The following is a 21,189-nucleotide window of genomic DNA, read 5'->3' as shown; positions in this document are numbered from 1 at the left end:
TTTTCCTTGTTTTTTATTATTTTACTTTATTTTTATTATTTTCTTCAAGAGGGAAAACAAAATTTAAAATAATAGCTGTAATCCCACCTGCTGCGATTCCTGAAGAAAATAAAGTTTTAAACCACATTGGCATAAATTCTAAAATATCAGGATTATTAGAAACTCCAAGTCCTATACCCAAACTCATAGCTATAATGATAATAGAACGACGATTTAAATTTTCTTTAGAAATAATCCTAACCCCCGTTGCAGCTATAGTACCAAACATCACTAAAGTTGCCCCACCTAAAATAGGCTCTGGAATTTGCAAAGTAATATCAGCCACAATAGGAAATAAACCCAAAATCATCAACATAAAAGCTACAATAAACCCTACATAACGACTTGCAACACCTGTTAAAGCTATGACGCCGTTATTTTGCCCAAAACATGAGTTTGGAAAAGTATTAAAAAAAGCTGAAACAAAGGAATTAAAACCATTTGCTAAAACCCCGCCTTTTAATCTTTTTGCATAAAGTTCACCTTTAACTGGCTGATTAGAAACTTCGCTAGTAGCACTAATATCACCAATAGTTTCTAAAGAAGTTACCATAAAAACCAAAATCAAAGGTAAAATGAGATTATAATCAATACTCAAACCATAATGCAAAGGATCAGGTAAAAACATTAAAGGTAAATTTTCATTAAAATTAAAGCTAAAATTTTCAAAAGTCATAGCCACTAAAAGCCCTATTATCATAGCTATAAACAAAGAAGAAATTCTTATATAAGCATTGTTAAAACGATTTAATATAATAATACTTAAAATCACAACTCCAGCTAATAATAAATTTTGCAAAGAACCAAACTCGCCACTTGCCTTAGCCGCAAATCCACCTCCTGCACTCACAAGGCCAACATTAATCAAACTAAGACCTATAATCATCACTACTATACCTGAAACCAAAGGCGAAATCACTCTTCTAATAAAAGGTAAAATTTGTGAAATAATCATTTCAGTAGTTGAACAAAGCATTAAAGTACCAAAAATAGCTCCAAGCATTGCTTCTTGCGATAAACCATTATTTTTTAAAACAAGCCCGCCTAGTATAATAGGCGCAACAAAGTTAAAACTAGTTCCTTGAATAGATAAAAGTCCACTCCCTATAGGACCCCAAGTTTTAATCTGTAAAAGTGAAGCAACACCTGAAGCAAAAAGCGACATACAAATAATTCTAGCTGTATTAGTATCATCTATTCCAAGACCCTTGCAAATTAGTAAAGCAGGTGTAATTACAGCCACAAACATAGCCATTAAATGCACTAAAGCAGCAAAAAATGCTTTAGTAAAAGGTGGTCTATCTTCTAAACCATAAATTAAATCTGTTTTATTTTCCATTTTTCTTTCCTTTTGTTTGCTTACTAACCAAAATAATTCCTCCTAAAATAATGCTAAAAATTCCTATAAAAACCATCAAGCTAGGAAATTCATCTCCTAATAATATACCTAAAAACAAAGTAAAAACTACATCTATATAACTAACTCCTGCAACAATCCCTGCCTTTTTTGCCACCCCATAAGCTTTAGTAACATGAATTTGATACATTGCTCCAAAAATTCCCATCAAAACAATAAAAATCCAAGCTTTAAAACTAGGCATAACAAAAGGAGCAATTAAAAAATCAAGCTCTTTTATTTCATAAAAAGAACCTATAATCATAGATATTAAAGGCATAAGAGTACCAATTAAAACAAAAGATAAAGCTATAAAAGGAGCTGGGTATGATTTTCTAAGCTCTCTTACACTAGTTAGCGCCAAAGCTGCGCAAAAACCACTTAAAATTCCTAAAATACTATTTTTTAAATCAAAGCCTGAATGCGTAGTGCTATCTGCAAAAGGCTGACAAATTAACAACACCCCTATAAAAGCAATCAAAATCCCAAAACAAGCTTTTAATCCCAAACTTTCTTTAAAAAACAAAAAAGCAATCAAAGCTATAAAAATAGGTGCTGTTTTTTGAAAAGCAAAAGCACCGCCTAATGAAATATTAGAAACATTATAAAAGAAAAGATATAAAGCAATCGTTCCTATAATACCTCTAAAAATAAGCAGTCCAAGATGTCCACCACTTTTGTGAAAATTTAATTTTGAAAGCGCATAAAGCATAAAAGCTGTGCCTATAATATTTCTAAAAAACATAATTTCAATCGATGATAATTCTTCACTAAGAATTTTTGCACAAGCACCTACAAGTGCAAATTCTATGGAAGCAATAATCATAAAATATATACCTAAATTCTTTTTAACTATTCTTAACATATAAATTCCATATAAAAATTCCCGTTATTTTAGTCTTTTTTGCTTAATTTTAAGGCAATTTTTATATAATCACAAATAAAAATTTAAAAATGAGTATTAATGCAAAGTATTATTTTAATAGGAAAACCAAATGTTGGTAAATCAAGTCTTTTTAATAGACTTGCAAAAAAACGCATAGCCATAACTAGCGACATAAGCGGAACTACAAGAGATACTAACAAAATAGAGGTAGAAATTGATGGCAAAAAAGCTTTATTGATAGATAGTGGCGGACTTGATGAGAGCAATGAACTTTTTAAAAATGTCAAAGCAAATTCGCTTAAAGCTGCTAAAAATAGTGATATTATCTTTTATATGGTGGATGGAAAATTTTTACCTGATGATGAAGATAAAGCATTTTTTTATGAAATGAAAAAACTCAACAAACCCATAGCTTTAGTAATCAATAAAGTCGATAACAAAAAAGATGAAGAAAGATCTTGGGAATTTTCTAATTTTGGCGTAAAAGAAGTTTTTAATATCTCGGTTACACATAATATAGGCATTGATGAACTTTGTATGTGGGCTGGTAAGTTTTTAAATGAAAGTTATTTAAACGCAGATGAAGAAGAAGACTTTGAAAGTTATTTAGAAAATTTTGATGAAAACAGCGGAGATTTTAAGTTAAAAACCATCAATGAAAATCATATTAAAGTAGGAATTATCGGCAGAGTAAATGTAGGAAAATCAAGTCTTTTAAATGCCTTAGTTAAAGAAGAACGTAGCGTGGTAAGCGATATAGCAGGTACTACGATTGATCCTGTCAATGAAAGCATTATGCATAAAGATAAAATCATTGAGTTTGTAGATACTGCGGGTATTAGAAAACGTGGGAAAATACAAGGCTTAGAGCGTTATGCGCTAAATAGAACTGAATATGCCCTAGCTAATGCTCAAATTGCACTTTTAGTACTTGATGCAGCCGAAGGCTTTAACGAGCTTGATGAGCGTATTGCAGGACTTGCTGCTAAGCATTGTTTAGGTGTGATTATCGTGCTTAATAAATGGGATAAAAGTGAGCTTGATTTTGATAAAACTTTAAAAGAATTAAAACTAGATCGTTTTAAATTTCTAGCTTATGCACCCGTTGTAAGTGTATCAGCTTTAAGTGGAAAAAGAGTGCATGTACTTTTAGATAAAATCTTAGAAGTTTTTGCCAATTTCACGCAAAAAATTCCAACTGCAAAATTAAATACCTTGGTAGAAGAAGCCACAAGAGCTCACCCATTGCCTCATGATTATGGAAAACTAGTTAAGATATACTATGCTGTGCAGTATGACTTAGCACCTCCAAAAATAGCTCTAATCATGAATCGACCTAAAGCTTTGCATTTTAGCTATAAGCGCTATTTGCAAAATCAAATTAGAAAACAATTTAATTTTGAAGGCGTTCCTTTGATTTTAGCTTCAAGAAAAAAAGGTAGCAAAGATGAACAAGAAGGATAATCTCCTTTTTGTAGGCTTTATGGGCTGTGGTAAAACAACCATAGCAAGGACTTATGCAAAAAAATATGATAAATTCTTTTTAGATACAGACAGTTTAATTAAAGAAAAATTTAATCTTGAAATTAGTGAATTTTTTAAAACATATGGAGAGAAAAAATTCCGCAAAGAAGAAAAAAAACTTGTTTCTTTTTTAACTTGTGTGCAAAATTGCTCTATTGCAAGCGGTGGTGGTTTTATAGAGCAAAAAAAATTAAAAAATATTGGTATTATTGTTTATTTAAAAGCAAGTTTTGATTACCTTTTGCAAAGACTAAGCAAAGAAAAATTAACCACTAGACCTTTATTTGCAAATATAAATAACGCCAAAATTCTTTTTGATCAAAGAGTAAAAAAATATGAAAAAAAGGCAGATATTATAATCAACATTGAAAACAAAAGTATTAAAGAACTTATCAAAGAGATTAAAAAAGAGGTAAAATGAGAGTTATTACGGGATTACAGCCAAGTGGAGATTTACATATAGGTAATTATTTTGGCTCTATAAGACAAATGCTAAACATGCAAGAAGAAAATCAAATGTATATGTTTATAGCAAATTATCATGCTATGACTTCAAGTTTTAATGGAGAAAAACTCAGACAAAATTCACTCAAAGCTGCGGCAGCTTTTTTGAGTTTAGGGATTGATCCGCAAAAAAGCGTGTTTTGGTTGCAAAGCGATGTAAAAGAAGTAATGGAACTTTATTGGATTCTTTCTCAATTTACCCCAATGGGGCTTTTAGAAAGAGCACATAGTTATAAAGATAAAATTGCCAAAGGTTTAAATGCCAACCATGGACTTTTTTCTTACCCTGTTTTAATGGCCGCAGATATTTTACTTTTTAATGCTCAAATAGTTCCTGTAGGTAAAGATCAAATTCAACATGTTGAAATAGCAAGAGATATAGCCTTAAAAGTAAATAATGAATGGGGTGAAATTTTTACCTTACCTCAAGCTAAAGTTAATGATGAAGTTGCCGTAGTACCTGGCACCGATGGAGCCAAAATGAGTAAGTCCTATCAAAATACAATCGATATTTTTAATACACCAAAAGCTATTAAAAAACAAATTTCTTCCATTGTTACAGATAGTACAGCTTTGGAAGATCCAAAAGATTGGCAAAATTGCAATATATTTAAAATCGCAAAATTGTTTTTAGACAAAACAGAGCAAGAAGCTTTGAAAGGTCGCTATGAAAAAGGTGGCGAAGGTTATGGACATTTTAAAATGTATTTAAATGAAATCATTAATGAGTATTTTGCCTCGGCTAAGGACGAATATGAAAAATTATTAGCTAATCCTTCTAAAATTGAGGAAATTTTAGAATTTGGAGCAAGTAAAGCAAAAAAACAAGCCCAAGAAACAATGGAAAAAATTTATGTTAAAATAGGACTATAAAAGGAGTTAGAATGTTAGATTTAAAACTTTTACAAAATAATTTCGATGAAATTGCACAAAAACTAAAAGCTAAAAAAGTGGATGAAAATTTAATTAAAGAACTGAGTGATTTATTTGTAAATTTAAAAAAAGAAAAAGCACTTTTAGAAGAATTTCAAGCTTTTCAAAATAAATTTAGCAAAGAGCTTGCAACAGCACAAGATAAAGAAAGTTTAAAAGCACAACTAAGTCAAAATAAAGAAAAAATTAATACTCAATCAAAAATCGTTAATGAATTAGAAGAAAAACTAGAACAAATTGCTCTAGCAATACCAAATACCCCTGATGAATGCGTGCCTTTTGGAGAAGATGAGGATGAAAATGTAGAATTAAAAAAAGTTCTAACTCCACCTAGTTTTGATTTTGAAATTAAAGAACATCATGATTTAGGAGAAAAATTAAATTGGCTTGATTTTACAAGAGGAGTTAAAATCTCACAAAGTCGCTTTTGTGTGCTTAAAAACGAAGGAGCTTTACTAAGCAGAGCCTTAGTAAATTATATGATAGATTTTAATAGAAGTAGAGGTTTTGAATTAGTTAATGTACCTTTTTTAGTAAATAGTGCAACTATGTATGGTACCGGACAACTTCCTAAATTTAAAGATGATATGTATAAGGTAGAAAATGATGATTTATACCTCATCTCAACTTCTGAGATTCCCGTAACTAATCTTTATTCTAATGAAATTTTAACTCAAGAAGAATTGCCTTTAAAAATGACTTGCTATAGCGCTTGTTTTAGACAAGAAGCAGGAAGTGCAGGTAGAGACACAAGAGGTATTATAAGACAACATCAATTTGAAAAAGTAGAGCTTGTTAGTATATGCAAGCCTGATCAAAGCGAGCTAATGTTTGAAGAAATGCTAAATTGTGCTAGTGATTTACTAAGTTCTTTGGGTCTAGCACATAGACATTTGATGCTTTGTACTGGGGATTTAGGTTTTTCAGCTGCAAAAACAGTGGATTTAGAAGTTTGGCTTCCATCGCAAAATAAATACCGTGAAATTAGTTCTGTATCTAATTGTAAAGATTTTCAAGCAAGACGTGCAAAAATTCGCTTTAAAAATGATAAAGGCAAAAACGAATTAGTACATACACTTAATGGTTCTTCGCTAGCTGTTGGAAGAACCTTGGTAGCTATCATGGAAAATTATCAAGAAAAAGATGGAAGTATAAGAATTCCTGATGTATTAAGAAAATACTTTTAAGAGGAAACATGGCCGAAGAAGTAACACTTAAAGAGCAAGACACTCAAGAAAAAAACTTTTCAAATATCGATGAAAATCCAGGAGTGGAAGAACAAGCTATCCCTCCTGGGATGATACCTCCTGAATTAGAGGAAGAGGAAAGTACTTTTCAAAGGGTAGAAGAAGAACCACAAACAACACAACCTGAAGAGAAAAAAAAGCTTTTTGATAAAAAATTTATTATTTTAATTTCTACACTTGGAGGACTTGCTTTAATATTACTTATAGTTTTAATCTTACTCATAGTTTTCAAAGAAGATAAACAAGCTATTTTAAATACTCAAGTCCTAGATGATAATACTAGCTCAAGTATCACCAAAGTAAAACAATCAGCATTAGATCTTGTAGTACAAAAAGCTAATTTGTTATATGAAAAAGGTGATGTAGAAAGTGCTCTAGAACTTTACAATAATATCAATATTTTTAATCAATCCTTATCTAGCTATAATCTTGGTGTAGCTCAAATGAAACAAAAAGATTATACTAGCGCAATTGAAAACTTTAAACAATCATTGGATTTGGGTGAACATAGAGTTGCCGCAGCTATTAATATTGCAGTATGTTATTATTATATTGGCAACAAATCAAGTTTTCAGCATTATATTGGTTTAGCCAAAGTTTACCTTCCTCAAGAGTCAAATTCTTCATTGTATTATTATTATCAAGGATTAATTAATTATTATCAAGGATTTTACCCAGAATCCTTGCAAATGTTTTCAAAAGTAAACAATCAGTCTTATAAAGATGAGTCTTATTACATTAGTGGCAAGATTTATTCTCTTTTGCAATCTGAAAAAAATGCTATTGATTTTTTACAAAAACAAGAAGAATATAATGCAGATCTTCCCTTAGGGTTACTATACGCAAAAAACAGTCAATATGTGAAAGCAAAAGAATACCTTGAAAAATCTAGCAAAAATGACTTACATAAACAAAGAAGTCAAGTTGCTTTAGCTTTGGTTGAGCTAAAAATGGGTGAATACGAAAGTGGATCTCAAATTTTAAAAGCCTTATATATAAAAGATAAAGATATTGGATCAAAATACTATAAAATAAAAACAAGACTAAAAAGAAATTTATCTAATATTGATATAGCTCAACAAAGTTTTGCAAAAAGATTAATCATAGGAAAACAACAAATATATGATTTATTGTTTTATTTTTCACCTTATCGTGTTTTTGATGTAAAACAAAGCATGGAGCTTATAACAAAAGCTGATTTGGGAAATTTTTTACAAGGCTATGAATATGAAAACGAGTTACTTGTTAAAAGTAAAGCTCTATCGGGAGTTAATATAGAATTATCTCATGCTATAGATTTAGCTTTTAACTATCACTTAAGAGAAGCAAATCAAGAATTTAAAAATTTAAGCGAAATTTATCATGCACATGATGTAATCCATTATAATCTTGCTCTAACTTATGCACAATTACAAGATTACAATAACGCTTATAAGCATTTTTCAACTGCTTATCATTTAAATCCAAAAAACTATATTGCAGGAATCTTTGCTATATATTGTATGGATTTAGCAAAAAAAGACTATACCAAGCTAGCTAATGAACTTTTGGAAAATTTACAAGCAGATAATAGCATTGATCAAAATCATAACATATTTAAATATCTACTACACTTAGCTAAGAATGATTTTACTGCAATAATTCCTTACTTAGATAATCTTCCAAATTCAGGTGGCACTCCTTTGGAGTTAATGTTTGCCATCATAGCTGCTAATGGTAATAATCTGGAAACTTTAAGAAATCAAAAAATTAAAGAATTAAAAGACTTGTTAAATGAAGATATTATTAGCAATATTTTATATTTTAACTCCAAAAATATGAATCTTGATATTAAAGAATACGCCAAACAAGCACAGATGTATTTTCTAACTGCCAAACTTGATTATGATTCTTTATTCGGTGGTGCTGGTATAGTTAAAGACAGCTATGTGACACTTATGCAAATCACAGGCTTACTTAACCATGTTAGAAATGACATAAAAAAAAGACTTTCCAATAGCAATAAAAACTCTATAGGACTAATCTTTGCATTAGCTTATGTAGATGTATTTGCAAAAGAATACCAAGAAGCATATACACTTTATAATATTTTAATAGATGATTATAAGATCAAAGATGCTCAAACTTTATTTTTAGCTGCAGTTGCAGCAATAGGTTCAAACAATCCAAATTCAGCTATAGCTTTACTTGAACTAGCAAGATTGGAAAACGAAGAAACCTTAGAAGCAAGGCTTGCTTTGGGACTTTTATACCATGAAGTGCAAAACCTAGAACCTGCTATGTTTCAATATGAAAAAGTAGGTAATAATTTTGAAAGCAAATTCTTTACTTTTGATATTAAAAACTAGTATTTTCGTAACGAAAATACTAGTTATATAAAAATCATATAATTTATTTAACACTTATAAAAATCAGGATTATAATCTAAAAATAAGTGGCTCCGGATGTAGGATTCGAACCTACGACCAATCGGTTAACAGCCGACTACTCTACCGCTGAGCTAATCCGGAACATCAATAAATAAGAAATGACATTATATAAGAAAAAAATGCTCTTGTCAAGAGTTTTTCGCAAAAAATTATATTTTTTTATAAAATTTTACTCCAGCTAGATTTTTTACAATAATTTTTTGCTCCTTAAGTAGCTTTTCTAATATATCTTTGCTATATTGACTAAATTTGTTTTCTATATCAAATTCACTTTGAGCTCTAAGTTGCAACATTTTTAAAAGCTCTTGAGTATTAAAATCAATTTTTTTACCTTTATAATAATGCTTAGCAAGCACAACAGGGGTGCTATTAATATACATACTTAATTCTTCTAATTTTTCCATAGATACACCTTTAACAGGATAAGCTGGAGGTCTATCGATAGTGCTAAAATCTACTCTTAATGGCTTTATTTTGCCAAATACTTCATTTAAAGCTAACATTTCTTCTTTATTGTCATTTAAGCCTTGTACAACTAAAACTTCCATAACAAGCTCGCCTAGAAATTTTTCCCTAAAAGCAATCATTTTATCAATCATTGTTTCAAGTTTAATTTGTTTTAGAGCTTTATCTATTCTATAAAATGTTTTTTCTTTAGCACTATCAAGACTAAATTTAACCACATCAATATCCAATAAAGCATTGTATGCATTTGGATTTAATACACCACTGCCATTACTTAAAATCAAAAGTTTTTTATCTTGTTTTATTTTATTTAACTCACAAACTAATTCTTTCAAATGAGGATATAAACTAGGTTCACCATTTGCAGTTAATGTGAGAAAGTCAAATTTCACATCGCTAGCTAAAGATTGCTTTACCTGTTCTAAGATATCTTGAATTTTTGGATATATTAAAGATTTTTCCACGGGTTTTGCAGCTTGTAATTCACAATACACACAGTCAAAATTACATTGTTTTTGATTTGGACTTAAATCAATCCCTAAAGAAAGTCCAAATCTTCTTGAGCTTATAGGTCCAAAGGTAATTTTATTCACTTTTGTGATTTCTCTTGAACTAGCTTGATAAAATATTTAGCATTTTCAACGGGAATATCAGGCAAAATACCATGTCCTAGGTTGAAAATATGCGTACTATCTTGCATGATATTTAAAATTTTATCTACACCCTGCTCAATAGCTTTTTTATCATACAATCTACAAGGCTCCATATTACCCTGTAAAGTATATTTAGCGCCTAGCTTTTCTTTTGCCAATTCTAAAGGCGTACTCCAATCTACACCAAAAACATCAAAATTTCCATTTATACCATCCAAAAATCCACTAACACCTTTAGGAAATAAAATCACGGGAATATGCGGATATTTTTCTTTAATAAAATTAGCAATTTCAAGCATGTATTTAAAAGAAAACTCAAAAAACATTTCTTTTTCTAAAGCACTTGCCCAACTATCAAATATTTGTATAGCATTAGCTCCTGCTTTAATTTGCTCTTGAACATAATGCTTTAAAGCTAAAGTAAGTTTAGATAAAATTTGATGTAAAAATTCAGGATTTTGATAAACTAATTTTTTGCATTTTGCATAATTTTTACTACCGCTACCCTCTATCATATAAGTAGCAATAGTCCAAGGACTTCCACAAAAACCAATCAAAGCTTTATCTTGTGGAAGTTTTTCTCTAGTAAGCGCTAATGCATCATAAACATAAGAAAGATTTTTAATACTTTTTTCAACATCTAATCTTTCCAAATCTTCCTTGGTTTTAATAGGATTTGAAAATACCGGTCCTTCACCTTTTTCAAATTTTAAATCCATGCCCATTTCTAAAGGCACCACCAAAATATCTGAAAAAATAATAGCTGCATCAACACCCAAAATATCTACTGGTTGTAAGGTAACTTCACTTGCTTTTTGATAGTCCTTACAAAGTGATAAAAAATCTCCAGCGCTTGCTCTAACTTCCATGTATTCAGGCAGATATCTTCCTGCTTGACGCATCATCCAAACTGGAGTATAAGGGGTTGATTTTTTAAAACACGCATCAATAAAAATCATTTTTATTCCTTATTAATGATCACTTTTATGTAAGAAATAAAGTCCTACACAAAGAGCCAAAATAGAACCTGCCAAATAAGTCATATCCAAAACTGTATTAAGTTGCATTTGTAAAATTCTTTGGAAAAAATTTACAACTAAAACCATGATAATTACTTTTGCAAGCTTATCTTTTAACTGATCCAAACTATGCACTTCTAAAACTTTTGACTGCTTTGTTTGTTTAAAATCCTCTATTTCACTAATAAAAAGCTCATAAATTCCAAAAGAAAAAATAAATAAAACCAAAGCCATTAAATATAAATCCACAGCTCCTATGATCAAACCAACAATATCTTCATGCAAATCCACCGTAGAATTTGGCAACATAAAGTATTCAAATACATATTTTAAAACTTTAATCACATCATAACTTGCGATAAAAAATAAAACAAAAGCCCCTATTAAACCAAAAATTACAGGTAAAATAGTAACCAAACGACTTTTAACTAATAAATTCTCAAAAAATCTTTCTAGCATTTTTCTCCTTTTAAACTAACTCTAGCCATTTTTGTGCAATACGCACTGCATTTGTAGCAGCTCCTACACGAATTTGATCAGCCACACACCATAAGTGCAAAATGTTTTTATGATTAATATCACGTCTTATTCTTCCTACATAAGTTTCATTAGTATCACTTGTAAAAAGCGGCATAGGATATTTTTTATTTTCTACATCATCAATCACAACAACACTTGGTGCTTTAGAAAGTATCTCTCTAACCTTAGCAATATCAACATCTTTTTCAAAATGCATAGTAATGGCTTCACTATGACTTCTAAGCACAGGGACTCTTACGCAAGTTGCTGAAATTTCAAGTTTTTTATGTAATATTTTTTGCGTTTCATTCACCATTTTTAATTCTTCTTTAGTGTAGCCATTGTCACTAAAAACATCAATTTGAGGAATCAAATTTAAAGCCAGAGTGTATGGAAAAGTTTTTGCTTCAAATTCATCTAGTTTAAAAGCAAAAAAACTTTGCATTCCTTGAACTAATTCCTCCATACCTTCTTTACCCGCACCACTTGCTGCTTGATAAGTGCTCACATCTACTCTTTTTAGATTAAATACATCATCAAGTGGTTTTAAAACATGCACCATTTGTATAGTAGAGCAATTTGGATTAGCAATAATCCCTGTTTTTTCCCAATCTTTAATATCTTCACTATTACATTCAGGAACTACCAAAGGAATATTCTCATCCATTCTAAAATGACTTGTATTATCAATTACCACAGCACCACATTCTACTGCGTATTTTGCATACTCAGCACTTATATTTCCTCCAGCACTAAAAAAAGCAATATCTACAGGATTTTCTTTAAAAACACTTGGAGTTAATTCTTTTACTTTATAGCTTTTACCTCTAAATTCTACTTCAGTACCTGCACTTTTTGCACTTGCTAATGGCAAAATACTTTCAACTGGAAAATCAAGCTCATCTAAGACATTTAAAAGTTCTTCACCAACTGCTCCTGTTGCACCTACAATAGCTATTTTTTTCATTGCCCGTCCTTTTTAAGTAATATTGTATTTTTTCATTTTTTCGCTAAAAATTTTCTCACTCATCCCTATAAGCTTAGCTGCTTCTGTAATATCTTGTGAATTTTTTAAAGCTTCTAAAATCAATTCTTTTTCAAGATTTTTAATATCTTTACTTTTTCTACTTTCTAAAAATAAATCTTGAGCACTAATCTCATCATTTTCACTTAAAATACAAGCTCTTTGTATAATAGAAATCAATTCCCTAATATTACCTGGAAAATCATAAGTCAGTAAAACATCTTGTGCTTCTTGACTTAAAGTTTTTTCATTAAAATCATATTCTTTACACGTATCAAGCAAGACCTTTTGTGCAATTTGCAAAATTTCTTCTTGACGCTCTCTTAGTGGTGGTATATTAATAGGAATAGTATTAAGTCTATAATATAAATCTTGTCTAAACTCATTATCTGCAATCTTTTTTTCTATATGAGCATTAGTTGCACTGATAATTCTCACATCAATCTTTATACTTTTAGTACTTCCTAATCTTGTAATTTCTTTTTCTTGCAAGGCTCTTAATAATTTTGCTTGAATTTCATAAGGCATTTCACCTATTTCATCTAAAAACAAAGTACCTTCATTAGCAAGCTCAAATAATCCTATTTTAGTAGTATTAGCATCAGTAAATGCACCTTTTTCAAAACCAAAAAGCTCACTTTCTATCAAATTTGATGGAATTGCTGCCATATTAATTGCTACAAAAGGCTTTTGTGCTCTTTTTGAATTTTTATGCACAAAATTTGCAAAAACTTCTTTACCTACCCCACTTTCTCCAAAAAAAAGCACACTTGCATCTGTTTTGGCAGCTTTAGTAGCTAATTTTAAACAATCTTCCAAAGCCTTAGAAGTGCCATAAAAATCTTGATTTTCTTCTTTTTTGATAGTCTTTTTATTTGTTTTTTTAGAAGTCTTTTCTTGAATTATTTTTGCGCGTTTTATTGCGGTAACTAAAGTATTAATATCAAATGGTTTTACCAAAAAATCTTTTACACCAAGTCTTACTGCTTCTATAGCGCGATTTAGTGTTGCATTACCTGTAATAATAATAAAATCATATTTATTCTCACAAGCTTGCACAAATTCAATACCATCCATACCTGGCATATTAATATCTGTAATAATCAAATCAACATCATCATTTAGTTTCTTTAAAGCTTCAGTTGCTGATTTATAAGATTTTATAGTAAATTCTTCATACTCACTCAAAGCGATTTCGAGTGATTTTCTCATATTTATATCATCTTCGACTATAACCAAATTCATTTCAAACCTTAAGCTAAAATACCTTTTTTAGGACCACTTTTACCATGGCATTCTTTATATTTTTTACCACTACCACAAGGACAAGGTGAATTTCTAGGTACTTTAGTAATTTGTGCTTCACCATTTTCATCAACACCACTTTCTGTGGTATTAGCTAAAAACTGCTCATTTTGTTCATGGCTTTTTTCTTCAAAATTTTGTGCTTCTTTTGGAGTAAAGACTACGTTAAATAGCAATTTTAAACTATCAAATTTAACACGCTCAACAAGCTCCATGAAAAGATTATAGCTTTCTTTTTTATATTCCACCAAAGGATCTTTTTGGTTATAACTTCTTAAACCTATACCAGTTTTTAAAATATCCATTTGGTATAAATGCTCCCTCCATAGATTATCTAAAATTTGAAGGTATAAAATTCTTTCAATTCTTCTAGCTTCTTTATCTTCAATAATGCTCATTTTGTCTTTATAAGCTTTTTCTAAAATTTCGCTTAATTTATTTTCTACTTCAATTACACCCAAATCTTTAAAATCAGCTTCGCTAAGCTCAAGATTGCATTCATAATTTACTTTTTGTTTTAAACTTTCAAAATGCTTAACATCATCTTCAAGCTCTGCATTTAAATAAATTTGACTTACCAAGTGATTGCTATATTCAGCAATATTTTTTAAAATTTTATCTTGCAAGTCAAATTCTTCATCTAACAATTCATTTCTATAATTATAAATAGTCTTTCTTTGCTCATTAGCCACATCATCATATTCAAGCAAATGTTTTCTGCTTTCAAAATGTAAGCTTTCAACTTTTTTTTGTGCATTTTCAACAGCTCTTGTAACAATACGACTTTCTATATGCTCACCCTCTTCTATGCCCAATCTTTCCATAATATTTTTAATGCGATCGCCACCAAAAATTCTCAAAAGATTATCCTCTAAACTTAAATAAAATCTACTTACACCAGGATCACCTTGACGTCCTGCACGCCCACGAAGTTGATTGTCTATTCTTCTGCTTTCATGGCGCTCAGTTCCTATAATATAAAGCCCTCCTAAAGCTCTTATTTCATCATCTATTTTTATATCAACCCCACGGCCTGCCATATTAGTAGCTATAGTTACTGCGCCTTTTTTACCCGCATCTTGGATAATTAAAGCTTCTTGCTCGTGATTTTTAGCATTAAGCACATGATGAGGAATGCGTTCTTTTATAAGCATATTATGAAATACTTCACTTCTTTCAATACTTGCAGTCCCTACTAAAACCGGTTGACCTTTTGCGTTGGCTTTTTTTATCTCTTCAATAACTGCTTTAAATTTTTCTTCTTGAGTTTTATAAATCAAATCATCTTTATCTATTCTTGCAACCGGTATATTTGTAGGTATGGAAACCACATCTAAATTATAAATTTGAGAAAATTCTGTTGCCTCAGTTTGTGCAGTACCTGTCATACCTGCTAATTTTTTATACATTCTAAAATAATTTTGGAAAGTAATATCTGCTAAAGTTTGACTCTCTTCTTGAATTTTAACCCCTTCTTTAGCCTCTAATGCTTGGTGCAAGCCATCGCTAAAGCGTCTTCCTTCGCTTAATCTTCCCGTAAATTCATCAACAATTACAACTTCTTTATCTCTTAATACATAATGCACATCTTTTTCAAATAAATTATGTGCTTTTAAAGCCTGATCAAGCTGATGGGCTAATATTGCATTATCTAAGCTATATAAATTTTCCACTCCAAATAATTTTTCAGCCTTAGAAATTCCAGCCTCTGTGATCACAATAGTTCTATTTTTCTCATCAACAACAAAATCACCACTTGGTAATTCTTGAGGAGTAGCAGCTGCTTGGCCTTTTTGCATTTGTTTTGCTACTTCATTTGCTTTAATATAACCATCTAAAGTTCTATTTGTAGGCCCGCTTATAATAAGTGGAGTTCTTGCTTCATCTATTAAAATACTATCTACTTCATCAACTATAACAAAATTATGTTCCCTTTGTACTTTCTCAAGCTTTGAAAATTTCATATTATCGCGCAAATAATCAAAGCCAAATTCATTATTTGTACCATAAGTTATATCGCACTCATAAGCTTTTTTATGTGCCTCATCGCTATTTTGTTCTGAAAGTATTACTCCCACACTAAAACCTAAAAAATTATAAATAGCACTCATTTGCTCTGCATCTCTTTTAGCCAAATAATCATTTACAGTAACTACATGCACACCCTTACCGCTCATAGCATTTAATACAACAGGTAAAGTTGCAACCAAGGTTTTACCTTCCCCAGTTTTCATTTCAGCGATTTTTCCTTCATGTAAAACCATACCACCGATTAATTGCACATCAAAATGACGCATATTAAGCGTTCTTTTTCCTACTTCCCTAACTATTGCAAAAACATCATTTAGTATTTGATCTAAAGTTTTTTCTTCTTTTTGAATTTGTGTTTTAAAATCTATAAAATTTTGTTTTAATTCATCATCGCTTAAATTTTGGTATTTTGACTCTAAAGCATTAATTTGCGCAACTCTCTTTAAATATTTTTTTACTTCTCGATCGTTTTTTGTGCCAAATATTGCTTTAAATACACTAGAAAACATTTTTTTACCTTTAATTACAAAAATATATGCTAAATTATACCTTGATTTTAATTAGAACTATATAAAATTTTATTTGCATAAATTTTATATAATTTGCAAAATTTTTAAAGGATAATTATGAAATATTTTATATTTTTAATGATATTTGCTTGTAATATTTTTGCTTTTGATATAAATTTTAAAAATTTTAGCAGTGATTTTGAGCAAAAAGTGCAAAGTAATAATTCTTCGCTAAATTACAAAGGAAATTTTATCATTACTCAAAATAAAGCTTTTTGGAATTACACTAAGCCAAATAAAAAGCAAATTTATATCAATCATAAAGAAGTTGTTATCATAGAACCTGAATTAGAACAAGCCATTTATACTCAATTGCAAAATTTACCAAATCTTCAAGCAATTTTTAAAAATGCAAAATTAATATCTCATGAAAATTATGAAGCAAAATACGAAAATATCACATATAATATCAAACTAGAAAATAGTAGTCTTAATAGTATTTCTTATAAAGATGAATTGGGAAATTTAGTCAGTATTTATTTTTACAACCAAAAATTTGATCAAAATATTAACGAAAATATTTTTATACCAAAAATCCCAAGCCATTTTGATATAATCCAATAATCAAAATGGTATCTCTTTAAATAAATCTTGTTCTTTGCTTGGTGCTAACATTTGCATTTGAGTATTTTCCATAGTTTTTAAAATCATATCCATGGCCTCTTTGCTTGTATTGACATCTTGGTTAAAACTTATATTGCTATCCTTAACACTACTTGTTTGAGTAACATTCATATCTTTTGATTGGGTATTATTTTGATCTGAAGTTTTGGTAACTTTAAGAATATTTTGATTTTCTTCTTGCTTAATAGTTTCTTTTAAATCTTCGTCTTTTTTTTCTAAATCTTTGACAAAACGCTTTAATTCTTCTAAATCAAATTGACTCACTGAATTAATTCTTAAAATATAAATATTTTTTATTTGAGTTTTATATTTTTTATTGCTAAATTTAAGCAAAGTTTCTTTGAAATTGTTTTTGCCCACTTCTGTGAATAAATCTTCATAAAAATAGCTAGATATTATAGTATTTAGAGCATCTATAATCTTTTTCTCTTCTAAATTTTCACCTTCAAATTCTAGAGTTATTTCAATCTTTTTTAAAGTATTATTTCCAACCTTTGAATACAAATCTGTTCTAAAATCTTCTATACTTAAAGAATTAGCATAAATACTACAAAAAGAAAAAAATAAAATTACCACCCATCTCATAATCATTCTCCATCTTATTCTAAATTTACAAACTTTTCTTGTAAATAAAATTGTTTTACCTCTTTATCGAATTTTAAAATTTTTAAAAAATAATCCTCAAAAGGCATTTTATAATTATATACGATTTTTAAATTACTTGGATTAATAGCTCTTGATAAACATACATACAATTGTCCTTTTTCAAAAATTCCATCAATATCACATATTAATTTATCTATACTCATACCTTGAGATTTATGGATTGTTATAGCATAAGCTAGTTTTATAGGAAATTGAACAAATTTAGCTTTTATCTTAACTTCTAGTTTTTCATCTTTGTCTAACTCATACTCTTCTAAGGTATATTCATATGGTTTTAATTTCAATCTTTCACCATTATTTTTTTCTATTAAAATACATTCTTGCTCTTTATCTTTTATAAAATCTAAAACAACACCTTGCTCCCCATTATAATAATTCTCTTCTTTATTATTCACACAAAAAATAATCTTAGCGCCTATTTTTAATTTTAATTCACCCAAAGAATTAAGTCCATTAATCCACTGCTCATAAGTTTTATCATCTAAGGTACAATCTAGTTTTTCAGCTTTTGCTTTAAATATACTTTCTTTACCTTGTAAAAGATTTAATTTTTCAGTATTAATATAATTAGTTTTTTTATTTGTGGCACATAATAGAGTATATTCATCCATATATTCAAGTAAATTTTTTGAACTAATTAACATTTTTTTAAAGAAATTTAGCATTTCTTTATTTACTTCACCCATTCTAAGAAAAAACAAATATTCATAAAATTGCTTATCTAAAGTTCTTTTTGTAACGCTAAGTTTTAGATTAATAAATTTAAGATCATTCCAAGCTTGCGAAGAAAAAGCATATAAAGTATTTTGAAATAAAGTATTTTGGTTTTGATTTTCTTTATGCTTAACCACGGGTGGAAGTTGAAAAAAATCTCCAGCCAATAAAATTTTACCATTAAAACCACTTCTTGTTAATCTATAATAAATCATTTCCATCAATGAAGCACTTACCATAGAGATTTCATCAATAACCAATAAATCACATTGTTTTAAAATTCTCTTTAATTTTTCTAGCTTATCTTTTTGCTTCCTATCTTCATAATACAACTCATCATAATTTTGACATCTTTTAAAAGCAAAAAAACTATGTAAAGTAACCCCTCCTATATTAAAAGCACTAAGTGCAGTAGAACCCAATACAATAACAATTTTTCCTTGAACTCTATAAGATCTTATAAGCTCCATAGTTAAAAAAGACTTACCAACACCTGCACCACCAGTTAAAAATACATTATTATTTTTTAAAAAAGATCTTAAATTCTCTACAACCAAATTCAAACTACTCTTTCATGCAAGATATTATTAACATCATTGGCCTATGCCATTCTTTTTTAAATTTATTTTTAAATTCAGGAAAAAGATTGATAATTTTATTAGAAGGTTTTGGCTCAATAATATTGGTTATTTTAAAATTATTTTGCAATAATGAAGAAATATAACTTGTTAAGATACAGTGATATTTAACCACTTCCTCGCCTAAAAAATTATATTTATTTTTATTTTCATAAAAATAATTTTTAATAGGAAAATATTGAATATCCCCATTATTCTCATATATAAAATCTTGGGAAATATTTGCAGTAAAAACAGGATGCCCAACACTAAAAACTAAACTACCATTTTTATTAAGAAGTTTTGAAATATTAAAAATTAATTTTTCATAATCCTTTATATAATGAAAAACTAAAGAACTAATAACTATATCAAATTTTATATTTTGTAAATTAATGATTTTATCTATTTTTTCACAAGAGCCTCTATAAAAGGATATTTTATTTTTATATTTACTTGTTTTAATCTTAGCTTTATCTAACATTTTTAAAGATAAATCAATAGCAAAAACTTTTTTAACACCATTTTCTAAAGCATAAATACTATGCCACACATATCCACAACCTAAGTCTAATATAACTTTATCTTTTAAACTTATCAAACAAGTTTTAAATTTTTCCATTCACCAACACCCCATCCAATCCCACTTTAGATCTTAGCATTAAGGCATATTTATCAAAAAAAATATTATCATATTTATTATCTAACATCATACATCCTTATAATAACTTTATTATATCAAAACTTTTCATTTTAATCTCATCACCCAACCTCAAACCATCAAATAAACCATTAAAACAATTCAATAACCAAACAACACAAATCTAAGCCATAAAAATAACTAAAACAACCAAATCATCTAATTCTTAGTAAGCATTCTATCAAATCTTAAAGCTACAGTTAATTAAAAAATTTCACAATAAAAACGTACCCTACCGTTTAACCAAACAACCAAACAACTAAACAACTAAACAACTAAACAACTAAACAACTAAACAACTAAACAACTAAACAACTAAAAATCTAATTTTTCATATTAATAAAAAAGCAAAAAAATAAGCAGTAAAAACTAAAAAACTAAATTTATCAAACTCGCTATAAACATTTTAAACTTAAAACGACTAAATCCCCAAACAATATAAATCCAAAAGCTAAATCACTAAAAACACAAACAACTAAAAACAAAAATAAAAACCATGACAAAAAATAAAAAACAATAGCAAAAAAAATAAAACAATAAAGAATAAAAATAAATTAAAAAATAAAAAGGAATATAATTAAATAAAAAAACCACAAAAAATAAAATAATAAACCTAAAAACCATAAAAAATTTAAAAATAAAAACAAACTACTACTAAAAAAAATTAATAGCCACTCAAACTAAAACATCTAAAAAATAAAACCATCCAACTAAATAACTAAATTTTATAAAATAATAAAAAATAACAATAAACATCCTACCTAATCAACACAAACTAATTAGAAATTTTCACAAGCTAACCAAACTAATCCACCACAAGCAATAAAAACTAACTAAACCAATAAATAATTCATGATCGCACCATAAAAGAAATAAAAGAAATAAAAGAAATAAAAGAAATAAAAGAAATAAAAGAAATAAAAGAAATAAAAGAAATAAAAGAAATAAAAGAAATAAAAGAAATAAAAGAAATAAAAGAAATAAAAGAAATAAAAGAAATAAAAGAAATAAAAGAAATAAAAGAAATAAAAGAAATAAATTATAAAACAATAAAAACTATCTCTAAAGAAAAGAAATAATAAACTAATTAAGGATTCAACTAAGTAATAAGTAAGAATAATAAGAGAACTAACAAGTCCGCAATGAGCTACTTTCCCCCTGCCAGTAAGGCGTAGTATCATCACCCACGATGTGCTTAGCTTCTTGGTTCGGGATGGAGCAAGGCGTCTCCACATCTGTATAATCACGGACATTGTTATTTAAATATTCTATTTAATATAGCATAATAAAAGCAATCAATAAGATTTAGATATAAAAATCATTTT

At 28.7% G+C, this 21,189-nt stretch carries 17 protein-coding genes, 1 tRNA gene and 1 rRNA gene; 6 read left to right on the top strand and 13 right to left on the bottom strand.

The window, feature by feature from the left end; all coding sequences use genetic code 11:
- Positions 1 to 16 precede the first annotated feature (16 nt).
- Positions 17 to 1,378: a uracil-xanthine permease family protein gene (locus CD56_RS02705; RefSeq protein ID WP_047208100.1), complete on the bottom strand. Its 1,362-nt coding sequence runs from the start codon at positions 1,376 to 1,378 to the stop codon at positions 17 to 19.
- Positions 1,368 to 2,300 (bottom strand): DMT family transporter, encoded by a 933-nt coding sequence (locus CD56_RS02700; RefSeq protein WP_047208099.1) that lies wholly within the window; start codon positions 2,298 to 2,300, stop codon positions 1,368 to 1,370. The genes CD56_RS02705 and CD56_RS02700 overlap by 11 nt, the downstream gene beginning before the upstream one ends.
- 99 nt (positions 2,301 to 2,399) lie before the next feature.
- On the opposite strand from CD56_RS02700, the gene der reads away from it, so the two are divergent.
- The 5 genes from der to CD56_RS02675 are packed head-to-tail and all read left to right on the top strand — an operon-like array spanning position 2,400 to position 8,877.
- On the top strand, positions 2,400 to 3,785 hold the full coding sequence (der, locus tag CD56_RS02695) for a ribosome biogenesis GTPase Der (RefSeq protein WP_039625618.1): 1,386 nt from the start codon (positions 2,400 to 2,402) through the stop codon (positions 3,783 to 3,785).
- Positions 3,769 to 4,266 (top strand): shikimate kinase, encoded by a 498-nt coding sequence (locus CD56_RS02690; protein WP_047208098.1) that lies wholly within the window; start codon positions 3,769 to 3,771, stop codon positions 4,264 to 4,266. The genes der and CD56_RS02690 overlap by 17 nt, the downstream gene beginning before the upstream one ends.
- A complete protein-coding gene (gene trpS / locus CD56_RS02685; protein ID WP_047208097.1) occupies positions 4,263 to 5,222 on the top strand; it encodes a tryptophan--tRNA ligase in 960 nt (319 codons plus the stop codon). Before CD56_RS02690 ends, trpS begins: the two co-directional genes overlap by 4 nt.
- Before the next feature lie 11 nt (positions 5,223 to 5,233).
- The gene (serS, locus tag CD56_RS02680) at positions 5,234 to 6,469 is read left to right on the top strand and encodes a serine--tRNA ligase (RefSeq protein ID WP_047208096.1); all 1,236 of its coding nucleotides are present in this window, start codon (positions 5,234 to 5,236) and stop codon (positions 6,467 to 6,469) included.
- Between the two features lie 8 nt (positions 6,470 to 6,477).
- Positions 6,478 to 8,877, top strand: a complete 2,400-nt coding sequence (locus CD56_RS02675; RefSeq protein ID WP_047208095.1) for a tetratricopeptide repeat protein — start codon at positions 6,478 to 6,480, stop codon at positions 8,875 to 8,877.
- 87 nt (positions 8,878 to 8,964) lie between these two features.
- On the opposite strand, the gene CD56_RS02670 is transcribed toward CD56_RS02675, so the two are convergent.
- The 7 genes from CD56_RS02670 to secA form a co-directional block, all read right to left on the bottom strand.
- Positions 8,965 to 9,039 (bottom strand) — tRNA-Asn (locus CD56_RS02670).
- Positions 9,040 to 9,107: 68 nt separating this feature from the next.
- On the bottom strand, positions 9,108 to 10,016 hold the full coding sequence (locus CD56_RS02665; RefSeq protein WP_080956328.1) for a radical SAM protein: 909 nt from the start codon (positions 10,014 to 10,016) through the stop codon (positions 9,108 to 9,110).
- Positions 10,013 to 11,035: a uroporphyrinogen decarboxylase gene (gene hemE / locus CD56_RS02660; RefSeq protein ID WP_047208094.1), complete on the bottom strand. Its 1,023-nt coding sequence runs from the start codon at positions 11,033 to 11,035 to the stop codon at positions 10,013 to 10,015. Before hemE ends, CD56_RS02665 begins: the two co-directional genes overlap by 4 nt.
- A 12-nt stretch (positions 11,036 to 11,047) precedes the next feature.
- Positions 11,048 to 11,554 (bottom strand): YqhA family protein, encoded by a 507-nt coding sequence (locus CD56_RS02655; protein WP_012661246.1) that lies wholly within the window; start codon positions 11,552 to 11,554, stop codon positions 11,048 to 11,050.
- A gap of 10 nt (positions 11,555 to 11,564) precedes the next feature.
- Positions 11,565 to 12,581 carry an aspartate-semialdehyde dehydrogenase gene (locus CD56_RS02650; protein WP_047208093.1) on the bottom strand — a complete coding sequence of 339 codons (1,017 nt, stop codon included), beginning with the start codon at positions 12,579 to 12,581 and terminating at the stop codon, positions 11,565 to 11,567.
- 12 nt (positions 12,582 to 12,593) lie between these two features.
- Positions 12,594 to 13,883, bottom strand: coding sequence for a sigma-54-dependent transcriptional regulator (locus CD56_RS02645; RefSeq protein WP_039617854.1), 1,290 nt, complete (start codon positions 13,881 to 13,883; stop codon positions 12,594 to 12,596).
- Between the two features lie 8 nt (positions 13,884 to 13,891).
- A complete protein-coding gene (gene secA / locus CD56_RS02640; protein ID WP_047208092.1) occupies positions 13,892 to 16,483 on the bottom strand; it encodes a preprotein translocase subunit SecA in 2,592 nt (863 codons plus the stop codon).
- Positions 16,484 to 16,600: 117 nt separating this feature from the next.
- On the opposite strand from secA, the gene lolA reads away from it, so the two are divergent.
- Entirely contained in the window at positions 16,601 to 17,107 is a 507-nt protein-coding gene (lolA, locus tag CD56_RS02635) for a LolA-like outer membrane lipoprotein chaperone (protein WP_039617849.1), read from the top strand.
- Here lolA and CD56_RS02630 read toward each other — a convergent pair whose 3' ends face one another.
- The 4 genes from CD56_RS02630 to rrf all read right to left on the bottom strand — a co-directional run bounded on the left by CD56_RS02630 (position 17,108) and on the right by rrf (position 21,115).
- On the bottom strand, positions 17,108 to 17,752 hold the full coding sequence (locus tag CD56_RS02630) for a flagellar basal body-associated FliL family protein (RefSeq protein WP_052243076.1): 645 nt from the start codon (positions 17,750 to 17,752) through the stop codon (positions 17,108 to 17,110).
- A 14-nt stretch (positions 17,753 to 17,766) separates the two neighbouring features.
- A complete protein-coding gene (locus tag CD56_RS02625) occupies positions 17,767 to 19,110 on the bottom strand; it encodes an ATP-dependent DNA helicase (protein WP_321029228.1) in 1,344 nt (447 codons plus the stop codon).
- Position 19,111: 1 nt separating this feature from the next.
- A complete protein-coding gene (locus tag CD56_RS02620; RefSeq protein WP_052768359.1) occupies positions 19,112 to 19,786 on the bottom strand; it encodes a class I SAM-dependent methyltransferase in 675 nt (224 codons plus the stop codon).
- A gap of 1,212 nt (positions 19,787 to 20,998) precedes the next feature.
- Positions 20,999 to 21,115, bottom strand: a 5S ribosomal RNA gene (gene rrf, locus CD56_RS02610).
- Positions 21,116 to 21,189: the final 74 nt, after the last annotated feature.

The organism is Campylobacter lari (genome assembly GCF_001017575.1).
Lineage (GTDB): Bacteria > Campylobacterota > Campylobacteria > Campylobacterales > Campylobacteraceae > Campylobacter_D > Campylobacter_D lari_C.
Note: the sequence above shows the minus strand (reverse complement) of the source record. Positions and strands in the feature narration are given on the sequence as shown.

Bases quoted from the DNA above. Each gene is read 5' to 3' on its own strand.
- CD56_RS02675 (WP_047208095.1), top strand. From the start codon at position 6,478: ATGGCCGAAGAAGTAACACTTAAAGAGCAAGACACTCAAGAAAAAAAC.
- secA (WP_047208092.1), bottom strand. From the start codon at position 16,483: ATGTTTTCTAGTGTATTTAAAGCAATATTTGGCACAAAAAACGATCGA.
- CD56_RS02705 (WP_047208100.1), bottom strand. From the start codon at position 1,378: ATGGAAAATAAAACAGATTTAATTTATGGTTTAGAAGATAGACCACCT.
- trpS (WP_047208097.1), top strand. From the start codon at position 4,263: ATGAGAGTTATTACGGGATTACAGCCAAGTGGAGATTTACATATAGGT.
- CD56_RS02650 (WP_047208093.1), bottom strand. From the start codon at position 12,581: ATGAAAAAAATAGCTATTGTAGGTGCAACAGGAGCAGTTGGTGAAGAA.
- CD56_RS02700 (WP_047208099.1), bottom strand. From the start codon at position 2,300: ATGTTAAGAATAGTTAAAAAGAATTTAGGTATATATTTTATGATTATT.
- CD56_RS02630 (WP_052243076.1), bottom strand. From the start codon at position 17,752: ATGAGATGGGTGGTAATTTTATTTTTTTCTTTTTGTAGTATTTATGCT.
- serS (WP_047208096.1), top strand. From the start codon at position 5,234: ATGTTAGATTTAAAACTTTTACAAAATAATTTCGATGAAATTGCACAA.
- CD56_RS02690 (WP_047208098.1), top strand. From the start codon at position 3,769: ATGAACAAGAAGGATAATCTCCTTTTTGTAGGCTTTATGGGCTGTGGT.
- hemE (WP_047208094.1), bottom strand. From the start codon at position 11,035: ATGATTTTTATTGATGCGTGTTTTAAAAAATCAACCCCTTATACTCCA.
- der (WP_039625618.1), top strand. From the start codon at position 2,400: ATGCAAAGTATTATTTTAATAGGAAAACCAAATGTTGGTAAATCAAGT.
- lolA (WP_039617849.1), top strand. From the start codon at position 16,601: ATGAAATATTTTATATTTTTAATGATATTTGCTTGTAATATTTTTGCT.
- CD56_RS02645 (WP_039617854.1), bottom strand. From the start codon at position 13,883: ATGAATTTGGTTATAGTCGAAGATGATATAAATATGAGAAAATCACTC.
- CD56_RS02655 (WP_012661246.1), bottom strand. From the start codon at position 11,554: ATGCTAGAAAGATTTTTTGAGAATTTATTAGTTAAAAGTCGTTTGGTT.
- CD56_RS02620 (WP_052768359.1), bottom strand. From the start codon at position 19,786: ATGGAAAAATTTAAAACTTGTTTGATAAGTTTAAAAGATAAAGTTATA.